This is a genomic window from Paenibacillus sp. P13VS, from assembly GCF_015143645.1.
Lineage (GTDB): Bacteria > Bacillota > Bacilli > Paenibacillales > Paenibacillaceae > Paenibacillus > Paenibacillus xylanilyticus_A.
The window spans coordinates 508,419-522,430 of the sequence record NZ_WYEV01000002.1 but is presented as its reverse complement, the minus strand read 5'-3'; the positions used below and the strand labels follow the sequence as shown (position 1 = coordinate 522,430).

Annotated in this window: 17 protein-coding genes, 1 tRNA gene and 1 pseudogene; 15 read left to right on the top strand and 4 right to left on the bottom strand. The window is 47.3% G+C overall.

Translation table 11 applies throughout. The annotated features are described in order from the left end of the window. Nucleotides 1-119 precede the first annotated feature (119 nt). A tRNA-Leu gene (locus GUA98_RS03450) sits at nt 120-204 on the top strand. A gap of 116 nt (nt 205-320) precedes the next feature. Here GUA98_RS03450 and GUA98_RS03445 read toward each other — a convergent pair. Beyond that, a complete protein-coding gene (locus tag GUA98_RS03445; protein ID WP_193722062.1) occupies nt 321-512 on the bottom strand; it encodes a hypothetical protein in 192 nt (63 codons plus the stop codon). A gap of 158 nt (nt 513-670) precedes the next feature. Between GUA98_RS03445 and GUA98_RS03440 the strand changes: the two genes are divergently transcribed. Beyond that, the gene (locus GUA98_RS03440; protein ID WP_193722061.1) at nt 671-1,819 is read left to right on the top strand and encodes a sn-glycerol-1-phosphate dehydrogenase; all 1,149 of its coding nucleotides are present in this window, start codon (nt 671-673) and stop codon (nt 1,817-1,819) included. 222 nt (nt 1,820-2,041) lie between these two features. Here GUA98_RS03440 and GUA98_RS03435 read toward each other — a convergent pair whose 3' ends face one another. Next, complete coding sequence (locus GUA98_RS03435; RefSeq protein ID WP_095288064.1) at nt 2,042-2,638, bottom strand: helix-turn-helix domain-containing protein; 597 nt, start codon at nt 2,636-2,638, stop codon at nt 2,042-2,044. Nucleotides 2,639-3,085: 447 nt separating this feature from the next. Between GUA98_RS03435 and GUA98_RS03430 the strand changes: the two are divergent. From GUA98_RS03430 to GUA98_RS03385, 10 genes and pseudogenes are all read left to right on the top strand, one after another. After that, a pseudogene (locus GUA98_RS03430) lies at nt 3,086-3,469 on the top strand (holin family protein); the annotation flags it as partial. Nucleotides 3,470-3,719: 250 nt separating this feature from the next. Then, nucleotides 3,720-4,007 (top strand): Dabb family protein, encoded by a 288-nt coding sequence (locus GUA98_RS03425; protein ID WP_193722059.1) that lies wholly within the window; start codon nt 3,720-3,722, stop codon nt 4,005-4,007. A gap of 175 nt (nt 4,008-4,182) precedes the next feature. After that, on the top strand, nt 4,183-4,644 hold the full coding sequence (locus GUA98_RS03420) for a DUF86 domain-containing protein (protein ID WP_153977823.1): 462 nt from the start codon (nt 4,183-4,185) through the stop codon (nt 4,642-4,644). 11 nt (nt 4,645-4,655) lie between these two features. Further along, nucleotides 4,656-5,621, top strand: coding sequence for a DUF4261 domain-containing protein (locus tag GUA98_RS03415; RefSeq protein WP_193722058.1), 966 nt, complete (start codon nt 4,656-4,658; stop codon nt 5,619-5,621). 179 nt (nt 5,622-5,800) lie between these two features. After that, nucleotides 5,801-6,196, top strand: coding sequence for a YtxH domain-containing protein (locus tag GUA98_RS03410; protein ID WP_095288059.1), 396 nt, complete (start codon nt 5,801-5,803; stop codon nt 6,194-6,196). Between the two features lie 229 nt (nt 6,197-6,425). Then, nucleotides 6,426-7,235 (top strand): glutamate racemase, encoded by an 810-nt coding sequence (gene racE / locus GUA98_RS03405; RefSeq protein WP_095288100.1) that lies wholly within the window; start codon nt 6,426-6,428, stop codon nt 7,233-7,235. Nucleotides 7,236-7,472: 237 nt separating this feature from the next. After that, entirely contained in the window at nt 7,473-8,705 is a 1,233-nt protein-coding gene (locus GUA98_RS03400) for a M14 family metallopeptidase (RefSeq protein ID WP_193722057.1), read from the top strand. A 148-nt stretch (nt 8,706-8,853) separates the two neighbouring features. After that, nucleotides 8,854-9,105, top strand: coding sequence for a hypothetical protein (locus GUA98_RS03395; protein ID WP_095288057.1), 252 nt, complete (start codon nt 8,854-8,856; stop codon nt 9,103-9,105). 150 nt (nt 9,106-9,255) lie between these two features. After that, nucleotides 9,256-9,558, top strand: a complete 303-nt coding sequence (locus GUA98_RS03390; RefSeq protein ID WP_095288056.1) for a heme biosynthesis protein HemY — start codon at nt 9,256-9,258, stop codon at nt 9,556-9,558. A gap of 21 nt (nt 9,559-9,579) precedes the next feature. Further along, a complete protein-coding gene (locus tag GUA98_RS03385; protein ID WP_095288055.1) occupies nt 9,580-9,801 on the top strand; it encodes a DUF1450 domain-containing protein in 222 nt (73 codons plus the stop codon). Nucleotides 9,802-9,883: 82 nt separating this feature from the next. On the opposite strand, the gene GUA98_RS03380 is transcribed toward GUA98_RS03385, so the two are convergent. After that, nucleotides 9,884-10,282 (bottom strand): hypothetical protein, encoded by a 399-nt coding sequence (locus tag GUA98_RS03380; protein WP_153977826.1) that lies wholly within the window; start codon nt 10,280-10,282, stop codon nt 9,884-9,886. Nucleotides 10,283-10,484: 202 nt separating this feature from the next. On the opposite strand from GUA98_RS03380, the gene GUA98_RS03375 reads away from it, so the two are divergent. The 3 genes from GUA98_RS03375 (at nt 10,485) to GUA98_RS03365 (ending at nt 12,978) form a co-directional block, all read left to right on the top strand. Next, entirely contained in the window at nt 10,485-10,766 is a 282-nt protein-coding gene (locus GUA98_RS03375) for a hypothetical protein (RefSeq protein ID WP_095358951.1), read from the top strand. A 178-nt stretch (nt 10,767-10,944) separates the two neighbouring features. Continuing rightward, a complete protein-coding gene (locus GUA98_RS03370; RefSeq protein WP_095288052.1) occupies nt 10,945-11,775 on the top strand; it encodes an aldo/keto reductase in 831 nt (276 codons plus the stop codon). Between the two features lie 297 nt (nt 11,776-12,072). Further along, complete coding sequence (locus tag GUA98_RS03365) at nt 12,073-12,978, top strand: prenyltransferase (protein WP_153977827.1); 906 nt, start codon at nt 12,073-12,075, stop codon at nt 12,976-12,978. 151 nt (nt 12,979-13,129) lie between these two features. On the opposite strand, the gene GUA98_RS03360 is transcribed toward GUA98_RS03365, so the two are convergent. Beyond that, the gene (locus tag GUA98_RS03360) at nt 13,130-13,867 is read right to left on the bottom strand and encodes a DsbA family protein (RefSeq protein ID WP_153977828.1); all 738 of its coding nucleotides are present in this window, start codon (nt 13,865-13,867) and stop codon (nt 13,130-13,132) included. Between the last annotated feature and the right edge of the window lie 145 nt (nt 13,868-14,012).

The window sequence follows — 14,012 nt, the reverse complement described above, 5'->3', positions numbered from 1 at the left end:
TTCATATAATAAAAAAAGTATTGCATTCTTCTTCCAGAGCCTGTATACTCTTAATTACGGTGAAACGAGAAATGGATTAACCGGTTGCTTTTCATCAAGGATGAGAAGATACATATTATGCGGTCGTGGCGGAATTGGCAGACGCGCACGGTTCAGGTCCGTGTGGGCTAACCCCCCGTGGAGGTTCGAGTCCTCTCGACCGCATCGAAGAGAAAAAGGTTCGAAGATTGCTTTTGCAATCTCTCGAACCTTTTTTTATTTTTCTACGAATTGAAATGCCTAAAAACTAGCTTTGATTAGGTGTCTTCTTGGTTCAGTTGTTAGTGTTGACGCCGGCGCTGGCGTAAGAAAATCGCTGTCCATAGTCCGGACAAGGCACCAATGATGCCGAAAAAGGAAACGCTGCCGACCACTTCATACGCCTGCAATTGGAACAAAAACGCAATCCCGCTGCCCAGGGTCGTTCCTGCAAGAAAACCGAGAGATAAGCCTGTATCTTTGCCGAGCTGCATGGGATCACCTGCTTCAAATAGTTTGTCAAAACATTTGCAAAATGCGGGTACAAGAAGTAAAGTGTGAACAGGAAAATCATTGAAATTTTTCCTATACTCATTGTGTGGCTTTTCCAGTGCAAATATGCATGAACTTAGAAACGGGAGGTTACGAACACATGAATATGAACGAACGCATTGCAGCTTGGAATGCAGAAGCACAGCAGTGTACCTGTGGACATGATCATCGGCTGGTACAAATGCAGGTCTTTTTGGAGCATGGTGCAATTCGTAGATTGCCGGGGTACCTGTTGGAACAGAGCTATAACCAGGTTACTGTGGTATATGATGGCCGGACAGGTCCGGTGGCGGGATATGAGGTGGTAAAAAGCCTGCAGGATGCGGGGCTCATAGCAGATGAATTCCAGATGCCTGAGAACAGCGCGGGGGATATCATTGCCGATGAGGCTGCGATTGTGCAGGTACTGCTTGGTGTAAAACAAATGACTCAGGCCATCATCGCAGTGGGATCGGGGACCATACATGATCTGGTGCGATTTGTGTGTGCCAAAATGAACAAGCCATTTCTGTCTGTCCCAACAGCGGCATCGGTTGATGGGTTCACTTCAGCAGGAGCTCCGCTCATTGTAAGCGGCATCAAGCAGACGTTTCAAGCTGTTCCGCCCGAAGCGATCTTTGCGGATATTGACATTACCCAGCAGGCTCCCCAGGCAATGACGGCAGCGGGCTTCGGTGATATGTTAGGCAAATATACGTCTCTGGCAGATTGGATTGTATCGCGTGATCTGGGCGGAGAGCCGTTCTGTCCGGTTGCTTACCGGATGACGGAAGAAGCGCTGACGGCCTGCATCGACAATGTTCAAGCCATCGCCGAAGGAAGAGCTGAAGGTATAACCGCATTGATGGATGCGCTAATCATCTCAGGTGCCTCCATGTTAATTATTGATCATTCCCGTCCGGCATCCGGCGGTGAGCATCACATTTCTCATCGTTGGGAAATGGAATTGATGGCAGCGGGCCGGAAACCTGTTCTGCATGGGGCCAAAGTTGGGGTAGCTTGTGCGCTTCTTACAGAGCGATACAAGGAACTTGCAAGGCTGTCCCGAGAACCTGTTTTTGATGTGTATGCTGCTTTACCTGATGCGTCACAGCTTACGGCATGGCTTGAGCAGGTTGGGGGGCCGACCACAACAGATCAGCTTGGGGTTACACCGGATATGGTGGAACATGCATTTGCAACGGCACACACACTTAGAGATCGATATACCGGACTCAAATATATTAATGAAACTTTGAACGTCGTTTAAAATAAAACCAACCTGTACAACGGATAAAATGATCCGGAATGGCACTGCATTTTCCTCTGATTTGTACGTACAAATCATACAGTTGTTTATTATAAGTTCGAACAAGTTCTTGGGCGAAAGTGAAGGGGACGTACGTCACAGGTGTATCAAGAGGTATGTTTCATTTAAAAAGGCTCTGTCCTCCCTTGTGGGAAGAACAGAGCCTTTTGTCTGTTCGCTTATTTAGTTGTTGCGTCGGTCTTTCAGGATGACATCTGCGAACAGGATGGTTTTCGGGATGCGGAAAAATTGTTCCGCTTGTTCCTGAAACGCGGCAGAAGGCAGCGTTCCCTGATGCAGCCATTTGCGGAAAGTGCCGGGATGAACCCCGATCCAGTGGCTGACATCTGTCACCGACAAATCATGGACCATACACAAGCCTGTCAGAATACGGTTGCTAACCGGAGATCGGGTCACCGTACGCTTCATGAAACGGGAAGGCTCGGGCTGACAAATGACCGGGCTTTTGCGTACAACTTCTTCATTGAAGAGGATGTGACGCGGGTAGCCAAGCAATTGGCACGCTTTGTCCAAATTGGTACTGCCGGGTATCCGCCCCTCATACACCCACGCGCTCACGCTGCGTGATGAGATGGATAGATCTTCGGCAAGCTGGGACAACTTGATATCATTGGCCATCAGCACGGCTAGAAGAACGCGGTTTCGGATTTGACAGCGTGTCGGTTTACGGAATCGTTTAACACGGACGCCTTTTCCCAAGTATTTACGGTTGATCAGAGACCACGCCTGGATGGAATGTTGTTCTGGTTGATTAGGCATATTTCCTCCGATTTTTTTAACCAAATACTACAATAAGAACCGGGGTACTTTCAAGTGCCGGGTGCACTGGTTTGGATTGGGCCCAATCCTATGAGAATGTTAAAGGAGGGAATTATGGACTAGGGTATGTGCAATTCATTTCCTAGTATATTCCTAGATTACAATGTTTCACTAAATTTCAGGGATCAAAGAGAACGTGGAAACCAATAAATTAGGTCTTAAATACTATTTATAGGACTTTTATACTTTTCTCTGATTTTAGTTGATATGATGCGGGTTATTACCTAAAATCCACCAAAAAATTAGGGCAGTACTAATCATTATCCCGGAATGATGTGCACAAATCCGAAAATAAAATCCGCAACTTGAACCGGGCGATTGGTCTGTCAAAATCTCTAACTCTAACATATTTTGTATAATGATCAATTCAGAGAGAGGGGTGAAAACGTGAGTCCAGCCGTAAATACCTTTGCTGCAATTTCCGGAGCGTTCGTAACGTTTGCTTTTGGCGTTTGGGATGAATTGCTGAGTCTGCTTGTCATTGCGATGGCTGTGGATTATGTTACGGGTCTCGCTGCAGCGGTGAGGTCGGGAACAGGGTTAAATAGCAACATCGGGTTCTGGGGACTTGCCCGCAAGGGGCTAATGCTGACCGTTATCCTTCTTGCTCACCGTATTGATCTGCTTATGGGAACAGACATTATCAAGGGAGGAGCCATCTACTTCTACTTGGTTAACGAGTTAATTTCCATTACTGAAAACTATGCCAGAATTGGTCTTCCGCTGCCTGATAAGCTCAGACAAGCCATTGCCGTGCTGAAGAAACAGGAAGACCTTTCGGATCGGGAGTGGGCCAAGCCGCAAGTAAAAGCACCTGAAGCTGATTCGAAAACCCTTTCAGAAGAGACAAATCCTGCACAGGATGAAGATAATACAAAAAAGAACAGTTCAGCATAGCATTCTTTTATCGTTTAGAGAACGTTTACAAGTATCCTTTCGCAATAACTAACGTTATGATATATTTTGGTTACACGAAAATTCATTCATTTCCACTAATATATGCAAACGGGGTGCTTGTTCAATGATTAAACATATTGTTCTTTTTAAAATGAAAGATCGTTCTCCAGAAACCATTGAGGCTGCTGCTAACGTTCTTCGCAACCTGCAAGGCAAAATTGATGTCCTGATCTCATTGGAAGTTGGCGTGGATGTGCTTCGCTCTGACAGATCTTTCGACATCTCATTGACAGCCGAATTTGCATCACTGGAAGATCTGCAGGCCTACCAGGTCCACCCGCTTCATCAGGAAGTCATCAAGTACATGAACGAGGTCAGAGAACAGTCTGTTGCAGTGGATTACGAGTTCTAATTTAATCATTTCATTCTGCAGTTGTTAAAGGAGACTGGGCATGAGCGATTTAAGAGACGTTATGGAGTTTTTATATATTTTTATCGTGTTTTTGATCGCTTGTCCGGTGATGCTATTCTGGCTTAAGCGAAGAGGAAAACGGAATCGATAATTCACTGAACGGGAAGTGACTGCATTGTATTACGTAAACAGAGAACAGATTGCCCGCAGGCTTGCTGCTGTGCCGGAAGTAGCCGAAGGGCTCCGCCGGGCAGCGCAGGCTTGGGATGGCAGTCTTATGCTTGGTCTGGTCCAGGAACGCTGTCTTCATTTGGCTATTGAGATTGTAACGGATGTGGGAAGTTATCTTATTGATGGTTTCATTATGCGGGATGCAAGCAGTTATGATGACATTATTGAAATCAATCACGAAGAGAAGGTATTTGACGTTTCGACTTACGAGGTGCTGAAGCGTCTCGTGTCGCTGCGCAAGCCGCTGGTACAGGATTACTTCAGCTGGGAGCGGGGAGAATTGCACCCGTTAAGCACAGAGGTACCATCTATTCTGGAACAGTTTGCTGAGCAGGTTAGTATCTATGTGGAAAAAGAACTTGGTCCATTTCAGCAAGGTCAGACCGAGGGACAGAGTAAAGAATGAGGGGAACCAGCATGACAAATGAAAGGCAAGATGAAATAGAGAAAAATGAAGCGAATGATATTCCTTCAGGATTTCACCCTGTTTATATGGTGGAGCTGTTATTTCGAGAGCAACCTAAAATAGATCGGATGCGGTTGCAGAATGCACTTACCCGTTATACCGGACAAGTCCGTCTGGCTGTGAAGCAGGTCAATGATCAACGCTCCTCACAGAATAAGACGGATGAAACCGATACGGAGATCGGGAAAAGTGAACCTTCAGTACACAACCTGGATATGCTTGTTTTCTATCATATGGATCATCCGGTTTCATTTGAGGAAGGGAATATACCTGCACAGACCTGCATGCTTCCTGTGAACGAGATCAAGGATCGTTCCCGCTTCGCTGGGGCGGTGCAGCAAGCATGGCACTGGCCGGAAGCAGGAGATGCCGTCAAGTCAGCGCAGTATTCGATCCGTCTTCATGATATGTTCTCTGCAGCCATGTCTCGCAAACAGCGTCTGGAATTGTTCCAGTATACGCTCCAGGCAGTCATTGAAGTTCTGCCTTGTGAAGGAATGTATTGGTACGGCAGTGACAAGCTGGTCGAGCCGGAGGCTTACATTCAGTCACAGAAGCGGGAAGAACATCTCTATGGAGCAATGAATGTCCGCATGTATCAGGCAGGTGGAACGGAAGAACAGCGTGAGCTGGTTATGGATACCGTTGGGTTGTCCGCGCTCGGTGTTCCCGATGTGCAGTGTCACTTTACGGGACTGGATCCGGATACGGTAGCCCAGACATTGCTTGGGGCGGCCTATTACATATTCGATCAGGGTGATGTTCTGCAGGACGGACAGACACTGGGCTCTTCTGGAGGAAGACGCTGGCGCTGTGAGCATCAGGCTGCGCTGATTGCGCCTGGCCGTTATGTCATTGATCTTGATCCGGGAGATGCACATGCTGCACAGCCGCTCGAATCATCTCGGCATCATTAATGCTGACATTCTAATGCGCAATACGTGGTTTAAAAAGTTTTTGCTATCTGGAGTGTCAGGTCAAGCCCTTGCTGCTTATACTGCATCAACAGAGTAGGCATTCGCCCGGATCAGTAAGCATCAAGATGTATTGTTGCTTGGTATCCGGTACTTCATTAAGGTAAAGGGAGAGATGCAACGTGAAGGATTCAAACAAAAGTTTGTTGTGGGGAGCATTGATCGGTTCGGTAGTGGGTTCTGTAACAGCGCTGCTGTTGGCGCCAAAATCCGGACGTGAGCTGCGTCAGGATATTTCGGAAGGTGCGCGTCAGGTCACCGAAAAAGGTCAGGAACTGGCCGTTAAGGTGGGCGAACAAAGCTCACAGATCGTATCCAAAGTAAAAGAAACGGCAGACGTTGTCATTCAGGATATCCAATCCTGGCGGAACTGCGCTGAAGGAAAGGAATTACGCGTATCTGCTGTTATTACCGACTCGGATTCGTCTGTAGACTCTTCTGAGAACAAAGATGAAAATGAGTCTGGCATTAATGTTGTTGCAAAGCTGCCTGCAGATGATTCGAAAGATAATATCTGAAGCATTGCTGGGCGATAGGCAGGCTTTCCTCGAAGAATGAGGGGAGCCTGCTTGTTTGTGTGCGACAATGCTGTGGAAGCCGCAGCGTGCGGGGTTTTATTTGAACCCTGAGATGAAATCGGGTAAGATGTAGGTACCTTTTTGCCAGAATAATCATACGGTAGGAAGAAAGCTCTGGAACCCAAATCGTTATCAGAACCAATTCAATGAAGAAGGAAGCGGTGTGTTCGTGCAGCAAGCAATCGCTATATTAGACTCCGGTGTAGGGGGATTGACCGTCGCCAAGGAAGTGATGCGTCAGCTCCCGCGGGAAAAGATCATTTATTTTGGAGATACTGCCCGGACACCGTACGGACCCCGTTCGTCCGAACAAGTTAAACAATTTACGGAACAAATCGTTGATTTCTTGATCCAGTTCGATCCGAAGGTTATCGTTATCGCCTGTAACACAGCCACGGCAGCAGCCCTTGACTATATTCGGGCGAAGGTGAATGTGCCTGTCATTGGGGTTATCCATCCCGGGGCGCGTGCTGCCATTACGGCTACTCGAACAGGGCGCATTGGCGTAATCGGTACAGTGGGAACGATAGGAAGTGGTGCATATACTTCGGCACTTAAGCAGTTGTCCCCCTATATTGATGTCGTCAGTCAGGCTTGCCCCGCATTGGTGCCTCTGGTAGAGCAGGGTGAATTCCGTTCCGAACAAACAACACTTGCGGTGGAGCAGTCGTTGGGTCAGATCAAACAACAGCCAATTGACTGTCTCATTTTGGGTTGTACCCACTATCCATTTCTCATGGAAACGATCCAGGAAGTCATGGGACAGGAAGTGAAATTGATCAGTTCGGCAGATGAGACGGCGAGGGAAATCAGTACGATTTTGTATGATAAACGAAAGCTGGCAAGTGGGGATGAGACACCGGTGCATCAATTTTTCTGTACGGGAGACCCACGCATGTTCCAGAATATTACCCGCCAGTGGTTGGGAGAACAGATCTCGAAAACACCTGTCGTGTGGCAGGTCACCCGATTAACGTAACATAGCAGTAATACCCATTCATATTGGAGTTGAGGTTGAAGCTTAACCCACTGCACTCATCAGTCATTCCGGAGCCCTTGCGCTCCGGTTTTTTATTTATACGAAGAACCGCGCTTGGAAAAGGCTCGCGTGATTCATGTCACATGACGGACAACCGGGTTCGCATACATATTAGGGTAGCACAATAAGAGCATAGGACGGGGAGAACTGCGTTCTCCCGCCGGGAAAGGAGACACCATGGAGCTTCAGTGGATTATTGTTCAGTCAGGGGATACCTTATCCCGCATTGCTTCTGCGCACCACATGACGAGGGCGTTGCTGGCTGCCCTGAACCCGGAGGCAGCGGCACAGCCCTACTTGCTTGCTGGACAGATGCTGCGAATCCTGCCGGGAACCGGTCGCAGATATGCTGTTCAGCCTGGGGAAAACGTGGGGTGGATCGCAGAACGTTTTGGCCTGAATGAAAAAGAGCTGCGTGACGCCAATCCTGAGTTTGCGAACGTTGAGGATTGGTGTGGGCGATGCATTCATATTCCGGATTCAAATGGCAAAACTATTGTCAGGTTACAGGGTGAATACGGTTACCGTGAATTGACCCGGGATGTCGCTTTGCTTGAGAAGCAATATCCGTTCATTTCCACAGGTACAATCGGTGCAAGCGTCATGGGGAAGGCTATACCTTACGTAAAGATCGGCGAAGGACCTCGCCATATTCACGTTAATGCGTCCGTTCATGCCAATGAATGGCTTACGAGTGCGGTAATCATGCGTTTTGTTGAAGAATATGCGGGGGCATACACTGACAGCGTGCCTTGGCAACAATTCAGGACAGAGCGTTGGATGCAGGAAACGACGTTGTGGGTCGTGCCTATGGTCAATCCCGATGGAGTGGAGCTCGTCCAGGAGGGTGTAGTGAATAGACATCCACATGCCAAGCAGCTGCTTGCATGGAATGCCGGTCGTCCGCATTTTACCCATTGGAAAGCCAATATTAGAGGGGTTGATCTGAACGATCAATTTCCGGCTCACTGGGAGGAAGAGGCAGCGCGGAGAGGCATTACATCACCAGGTCCCCGAGATTATGCGGGCAAGGCACCGTTATCAGAGCCAGAAGCAAAGGCACTTGCGGAGTGGACAGAACAACACAACTTCGCTGCTGTCGTTTCCCTGCACAGTCAGGGGCAAGAGATCTATTGGAATTACCGTGATTTAGAGCCCCGAGAGAGTGCGCCGTTATCGCGCAGGTTGGCACGGGCCTCGGGTTACAAAGCCGTTAAATTAGGTGGAAGCGATGCGGGATACAAGGACTGGTTCATTCAACAGTTTCGGAAGCCGGGCTTCACGGTGGAAGTCGGACTTGGCGTTAACCCATTACCTGTTGAACAGTTTGATGATATCTGCGTCGAGGTAGGTCTGCTGCTGGCTGAGCTGCTGTCAGATGGGGAGACCGGAACCGAAGTCCTGTCATGAAACTTCTAGCATCTTATTTCGTATAAAACATACGGGCGCTGTGAAAGCGTCCCGTCTTTTTTGGGTTATCATACCATTCTTAAAAGGGTAATGAGTGGAATACGATCATGTGCCTTCATTGGCTCATGAAGAATATGGAGGGGTTCACATGAAGTGGAGAAGACTGCTGTCGTTCAAACGATGGACTGAAGTGTTCAAGAGACTGCCCCGCCTGTTGCGGGCTCCGCAGATCCCTTTGCATGAGAAACTGCTGTTCATCATCCCGGTCATACTGTATTGGGTTCTACCCGATGTCATGCCATTTATGCCTATCGATGATATTGGTGTTACTTTGCTGCTGATGAACTGGTTTGTCAGCCGTGCGGAGCGTAAATATCCGGTGCTGCCCTCACGCGCCTAAAGGAGTCATAAGGTGAATTGATACGGTTTACCTTTGATTTTGCATCAATGTTATTGCGAAGCGGAGTAACTTTCTTTACAATAGATGCTGGAGTTTAGAAATGCTGAAATTGTTGGAACCAGCAATTACAATATAGGAGATGAAGTCGAAATGAACTGCAAAATTACTCGTAATGCTGCCAAAGTATTGAAATTGGAGCTGGACAAGCCTGAAAACGAAGGAAAAAAACTTCGTGTAGTTATCACGCATGCTCACGGTGACCACGCTCACTACGGTCTTGATCTGGACACGCCAAAAGAAAACGATACCGTAGTATCTACGGACAAAGAGATCGATGTTATTCTTGAGAATGATCAACCGCTTCTGGATGGTGTTAAAATTGACTACCTGTACCTTCCACAAGAAGGATTTGTCATCACGAACCCTTCCAAAGGCAACCACGGCGACCACTAAGGCCGCGAAGAAGGGGAACTCATGGCTAACGATATCCGCGTATGCGAAAAGTGTAATCATATCAGACTGAAGTCGATTGTACCCAAGCTGGAGAAAATGGCTCCGGATACGGAGATCAAGATTGGGTGCAAATCGTACTGTGGTCCGTGTGCGAAGCGTGCTTTTGTGTTTATCAACGGTCGGTACATTAGTGCGCCGACAGAAGAAGAAGTACTGGCAAAAGTTGCGAAATTCGTGAAGTAAAAGAGAGGCTGATGCCTCTCTTTTTTTGTGCACAGAGATAACTTGGTGGTATTTTCAATGTTCCAAGAACACGTAGGGAGAGTTACAGGGGAGCGTCTTTTTTCATTTCATGAATTTCAAAGGTATCCTCACGTATTTCGATAGCGACTACCGTCTCGTTTTTTTTGAGGAAATGAACATGTCCCATTCGGTTCTCCTCCAACTCTACCCACCCTTCATCGTGTAATTTCTGAAAATAATCAGCAGGCGTATACAGGCCTTGTTCACCTCCGATATGTTTCAATTCATACATTTCACTTATTTTGATATTGGGGTTTGCTGAATCTGTCGTGACTTTTAATGATTTGGCATTCGTCGGAACTGGAATATCGGCAATAATGGAGGAACTTGTATAACCCGTTATTTCATACGTTGCAGAGGCACAACCACTGGTTATCAATAACAAAGTCAACAGGATGACCGGAATCCTCAGGTTTTTCAAACAACCACCTCTTTCTTCTAAAAAGTCATCTATAAGATAAACGCAGTGAGTTAGGAGAAGGTTACAACCATAGGGATTATGAAGGTTCAAATGGAGTCACGACCTGACATTCATAAATTGTTTATGCAAAAGAAGAATAAGGCAGGACCTCATCATCCATCCTAAAGGGGTAACAGGAACATGATCCCAAGGAGGAATACTCATGCCGAAGCGTTATGATTCCAGTTTGCAAGCGAATACGACTGTATCTCAGGCGCAGAATGCAGTGAACAAACTTCATTTTGCCGTATCTCAGGCCATGTCACATCCAACAGAGCAGACCATTGAACAAGCCGAGCGCCGACTCGCGCATACGGAGCAGGCGATGCTTCAGGCTGAACGTTCGCTCGGAGGACAGGGTGTTGAGCTGGCAGAAGAGATGTTCTCTGAGGAAAAGAGAAGATTGAACTCCATCCAGAGTCAGAACGGGCAAGGGAATCAATAGCTGTTCCTGTCACAACAGAACCCGCATGCCATAGAGCGTTGCGGGTTCTTATTCTCATGCTGCCTTTTCAAGAATCTCCCGGAAATCGGTCGCTATACAGGAAGAGAAGGAAACGCTTAAATTTCTGTCAGAAGGTTAATAAACCTTGAGCAGCCAAATTCCATACGGGAGGTACAGGATGACCAAACATATTACAGATTGCACGATTCTGAATAATGGGGTAACGATGCCTTGGCTAGGATTTGGAACATATAGAGCAAAGGGTAAGGAAGTGCAGCAAGCGGTTGAGACTGCATTGGAAGTAGGATATCGCAGTATTGATACGGCATCTGTCTACGGGAATGAAGAAGAAGTGGGACAAGCCATAGCAAGCAGTGGGATTGCCCGCAATGAGCTGTTCGTGACCACCAAGCTCTGGAATGAGGATCAGGGTTTTGATTCAACGCTCAGAGCATTTGAGGCCAGTCAGAAGGCACTGGGATTGAATGTCATAGATCTATACTTAATTCACTGGCCGGGAAGAGACCAGTACAAGGAGACGTGGAGAGCATTCGAACGTCTATATAGCGAAGGAAGCGTACGGGCGATTGGTGTGAGCAATTTCCAAATCCATCATTTGCGCGAAATCATAGATGAAGGTGGAACGGTACCTGCGGTCAATCAGGTGGAACTGCATCCAGGTCTGATTCAGCAGGAACTGCAGGATTTCTGCGGGGAACAGGGAATTCAGCTTGAAGCCTGGAGCCCGATCATGCGAGGTAAGCTGAACAATGAATCCACGTTAAAGGGCCTTGCCCAAAAATATGGAAAGACACCGGCACAGATCATTTTGCGATGGGATATTCAAAATCAGATTGTGACCATACCGAAGTCCGTTACACCCGAACGGATTCGTGAGAATGCAGACATTTTTGATTTTGAGTTAACGCCGGATGAACTTAGATCGATTGATGCCTTGGATTCTGATAAGAGAACCGGGCCGCATCCGGATCAACTCTTTTGGGATTGAGTGAAGGTATAAGGAATATCTGATTCATACACCTAGATATAAACTAAAAGGTCCTCTTCAAGAAGGAGAGGGCCTTTTCTCCCTTTCATCCTTGCTGCCCGATTTGGATTCGAAGGATGCTGCCCAAGTGAGGCTTCTGATAAAGGAAAGCTTTTAACGCAAGTAACCGAAGATTCAGTGGTATAACGAACAAAAATTTCCTATCACAACAATGTCAATTTGGTGTATAATCTAATATTATGTGAACGTCGTCACAAAGTGTTAAAGATTTAGCATCATAGGAGGCATATATACATCATGAGTAATTGGGCTTTATTTAAAAATATGACCCGACTGTATTCCGTAACGGTAATGGTTGTTCCAGTAATACTAGGCACCATCTCCGCCTACGCCATGCAGAAAGAATTTAGTTTTCTTTTGTTTTTGCTGACGCTGGTAGGCGCGGTTTCCGCTCATATTTTTTCCAATATGGTAAACGATCTATGGGATTATCGGAACGGTACCGATACCCAAGCAACGGAGACCGAAGGCGCGATTTCGACGCACTCCGGGTTCTTGACTTCGGGAACCATGACCGAGAAGAAATTTGCGGCTATTACCTGGGGATTCCTTGTGCTGGCTGGGGCTTGTGGTCTCATTCTAACGATTGTCAGCGGTTGGCCGATCCTGGCTATTGCACTGATCGGTGCTTTGATCGCTTATTTCTATGTTGCGCCACCAATTAAATTTGGCTATCGCGGAAAAGGCTATAGTGAGATCGGGATATTTGTTTCCTTTGGTATCCTGCCGGTTTTGGGGGCCTACTATGTACAGACAGGAGAGTTTGCGCTTGCGCCGCTGCTGCTGTCCTTGCCGGTTGGCATGCTGACCACCATGCTGCTGTTTAACCATCATTTTCTGCACTGGCGTGCGGATCGTGAAATTGGCAAGAAGACGCTGGTTGTCATGTGGGGGGAAGAGCGAGCGCTTCGCCTATCCAAGCTGATGACGATCCTTGCTTATGTCCTTTTGATCGTAAGTGTGGTGTTCCATGCATTGCCCGTTTATGGTCTTGTCGCGATTATTTCCGTTATCCCCATGTACAAGGTTTACAAATCACTGGGCAAAGTTAATCCGTCCGAGACGTATCTGCCGCTTATGGGAGCTTCCCAGCAATCGTCTGTGCTCTGCGGTCTGATCATGTGCGTAGGGCTTCTGCTTTAAATGAGGTTATAAATAGGGTTCGGTCTGCGTCAGGCAGGTCGGACTTTTTATTTATTTTATATGGATGAATTTTTACGTAAGGATTAACTGGATTTAAGTTGAAAAAAAGCAGCAGGTTCAAGGGTTTGCCCTTGCTCCTGCTGCTTTTCTGTTATTTGGATGGTTTATCGGATTGCGGTACTTCGCATCCATCATCAGTGCATACACCGCCGGCATCTGCGTTAGCTGTGCTGGATTCAACCATGGTGAAAGGGGAGCGTTCATCCCACGCCTTCTGAATGGCATCCCGGAACACGTCGTCCGGCTGCGCGCCTGATACCGCGAATTTTCGGTCGAATACGAAGAATGGCACGCCGCGAATGCCTAATTGCTCGCCTTCAGCCTGATCTGCACGAACCTGCTCCGCGAATTGATTGCTGGCCAACACCTCGGCAGCGGTGCTGCGATCGAGACCCACTTCCTCGGCCAGTTGAATCAGTACATCCGTGTCACCAGCATGTTTGCCTTCTATGAAAATGGCCTTGAACAAACGCTCGCTGAGTTCAAGCATTTTGCCTTGTGTATCTGCCCAGTGGGTCAGGCGGTGAGCGGAGAACGAGTTGGTTGGAATCATCTCATCAATGTTATATTCCAATCCGGCCGTACGGGCATTGGCATTCATTTGAGCATTCATGCCCTTTGCCTGTTCCACGCTCATATTGTATTTGGCAGCCAGATATTCCGCGTTCGTTTTGCCGCTGTTCAGTTCAGCATGAGAATCCAGCTCGAAGCTTTTGAATTGCAGCTTCACTTCATCACGGTGTGGGAACTGAGCCAATACATTTTCCAAACGGCGTTTGCCAATATAACAGAAAGGACACATAAAGTCGGACCATATTTCAATAATCATTCTTTTTAAACCTCCATATAAATGAAACTATTTTAGTTACAATTATAAAGCGACTTTCTAAATAACGCAAGGCAGGTCTCGGGCTGGTCCCAAAAAAGAAGTGTTAAACATGCAGTGGGCTGCACGCTTAACACTTTTGTAGTAA

Bases quoted from the DNA above. Each gene is read 5' to 3' on its own strand.
- GUA98_RS03445 (WP_193722062.1), bottom strand. From the start codon at position 512: ATGCAGCTCGGCAAAGATACAGGCTTATCTCTCGGTTTTCTTGCAGGA.
- GUA98_RS03440 (WP_193722061.1), top strand. From the start codon at position 671: ATGAATATGAACGAACGCATTGCAGCTTGGAATGCAGAAGCACAGCAG.
- GUA98_RS03435 (WP_095288064.1), bottom strand. From the start codon at position 2,638: ATGCCTAATCAACCAGAACAACATTCCATCCAGGCGTGGTCTCTGATC.
- GUA98_RS03425 (WP_193722059.1), top strand. From the start codon at position 3,720: ATGATTAAACATATTGTTCTTTTTAAAATGAAAGATCGTTCTCCAGAA.
- GUA98_RS03415 (WP_193722058.1), top strand. From the start codon at position 4,656: ATGACAAATGAAAGGCAAGATGAAATAGAGAAAAATGAAGCGAATGAT.
- GUA98_RS03400 (WP_193722057.1), top strand. From the start codon at position 7,473: ATGGAGCTTCAGTGGATTATTGTTCAGTCAGGGGATACCTTATCCCGC.
- GUA98_RS03395 (WP_095288057.1), top strand. From the start codon at position 8,854: ATGAAGTGGAGAAGACTGCTGTCGTTCAAACGATGGACTGAAGTGTTC.
- GUA98_RS03390 (WP_095288056.1), top strand. From the start codon at position 9,256: ATGAACTGCAAAATTACTCGTAATGCTGCCAAAGTATTGAAATTGGAG.
- GUA98_RS03385 (WP_095288055.1), top strand. From the start codon at position 9,580: ATGGCTAACGATATCCGCGTATGCGAAAAGTGTAATCATATCAGACTG.
- GUA98_RS03375 (WP_095358951.1), top strand. From the start codon at position 10,485: ATGCCGAAGCGTTATGATTCCAGTTTGCAAGCGAATACGACTGTATCT.
- GUA98_RS03370 (WP_095288052.1), top strand. From the start codon at position 10,945: ATGACCAAACATATTACAGATTGCACGATTCTGAATAATGGGGTAACG.
- GUA98_RS03365 (WP_153977827.1), top strand. From the start codon at position 12,073: ATGAGTAATTGGGCTTTATTTAAAAATATGACCCGACTGTATTCCGTA.
- GUA98_RS03360 (WP_153977828.1), bottom strand. From the start codon at position 13,867: ATGATTATTGAAATATGGTCCGACTTTATGTGTCCTTTCTGTTATATT.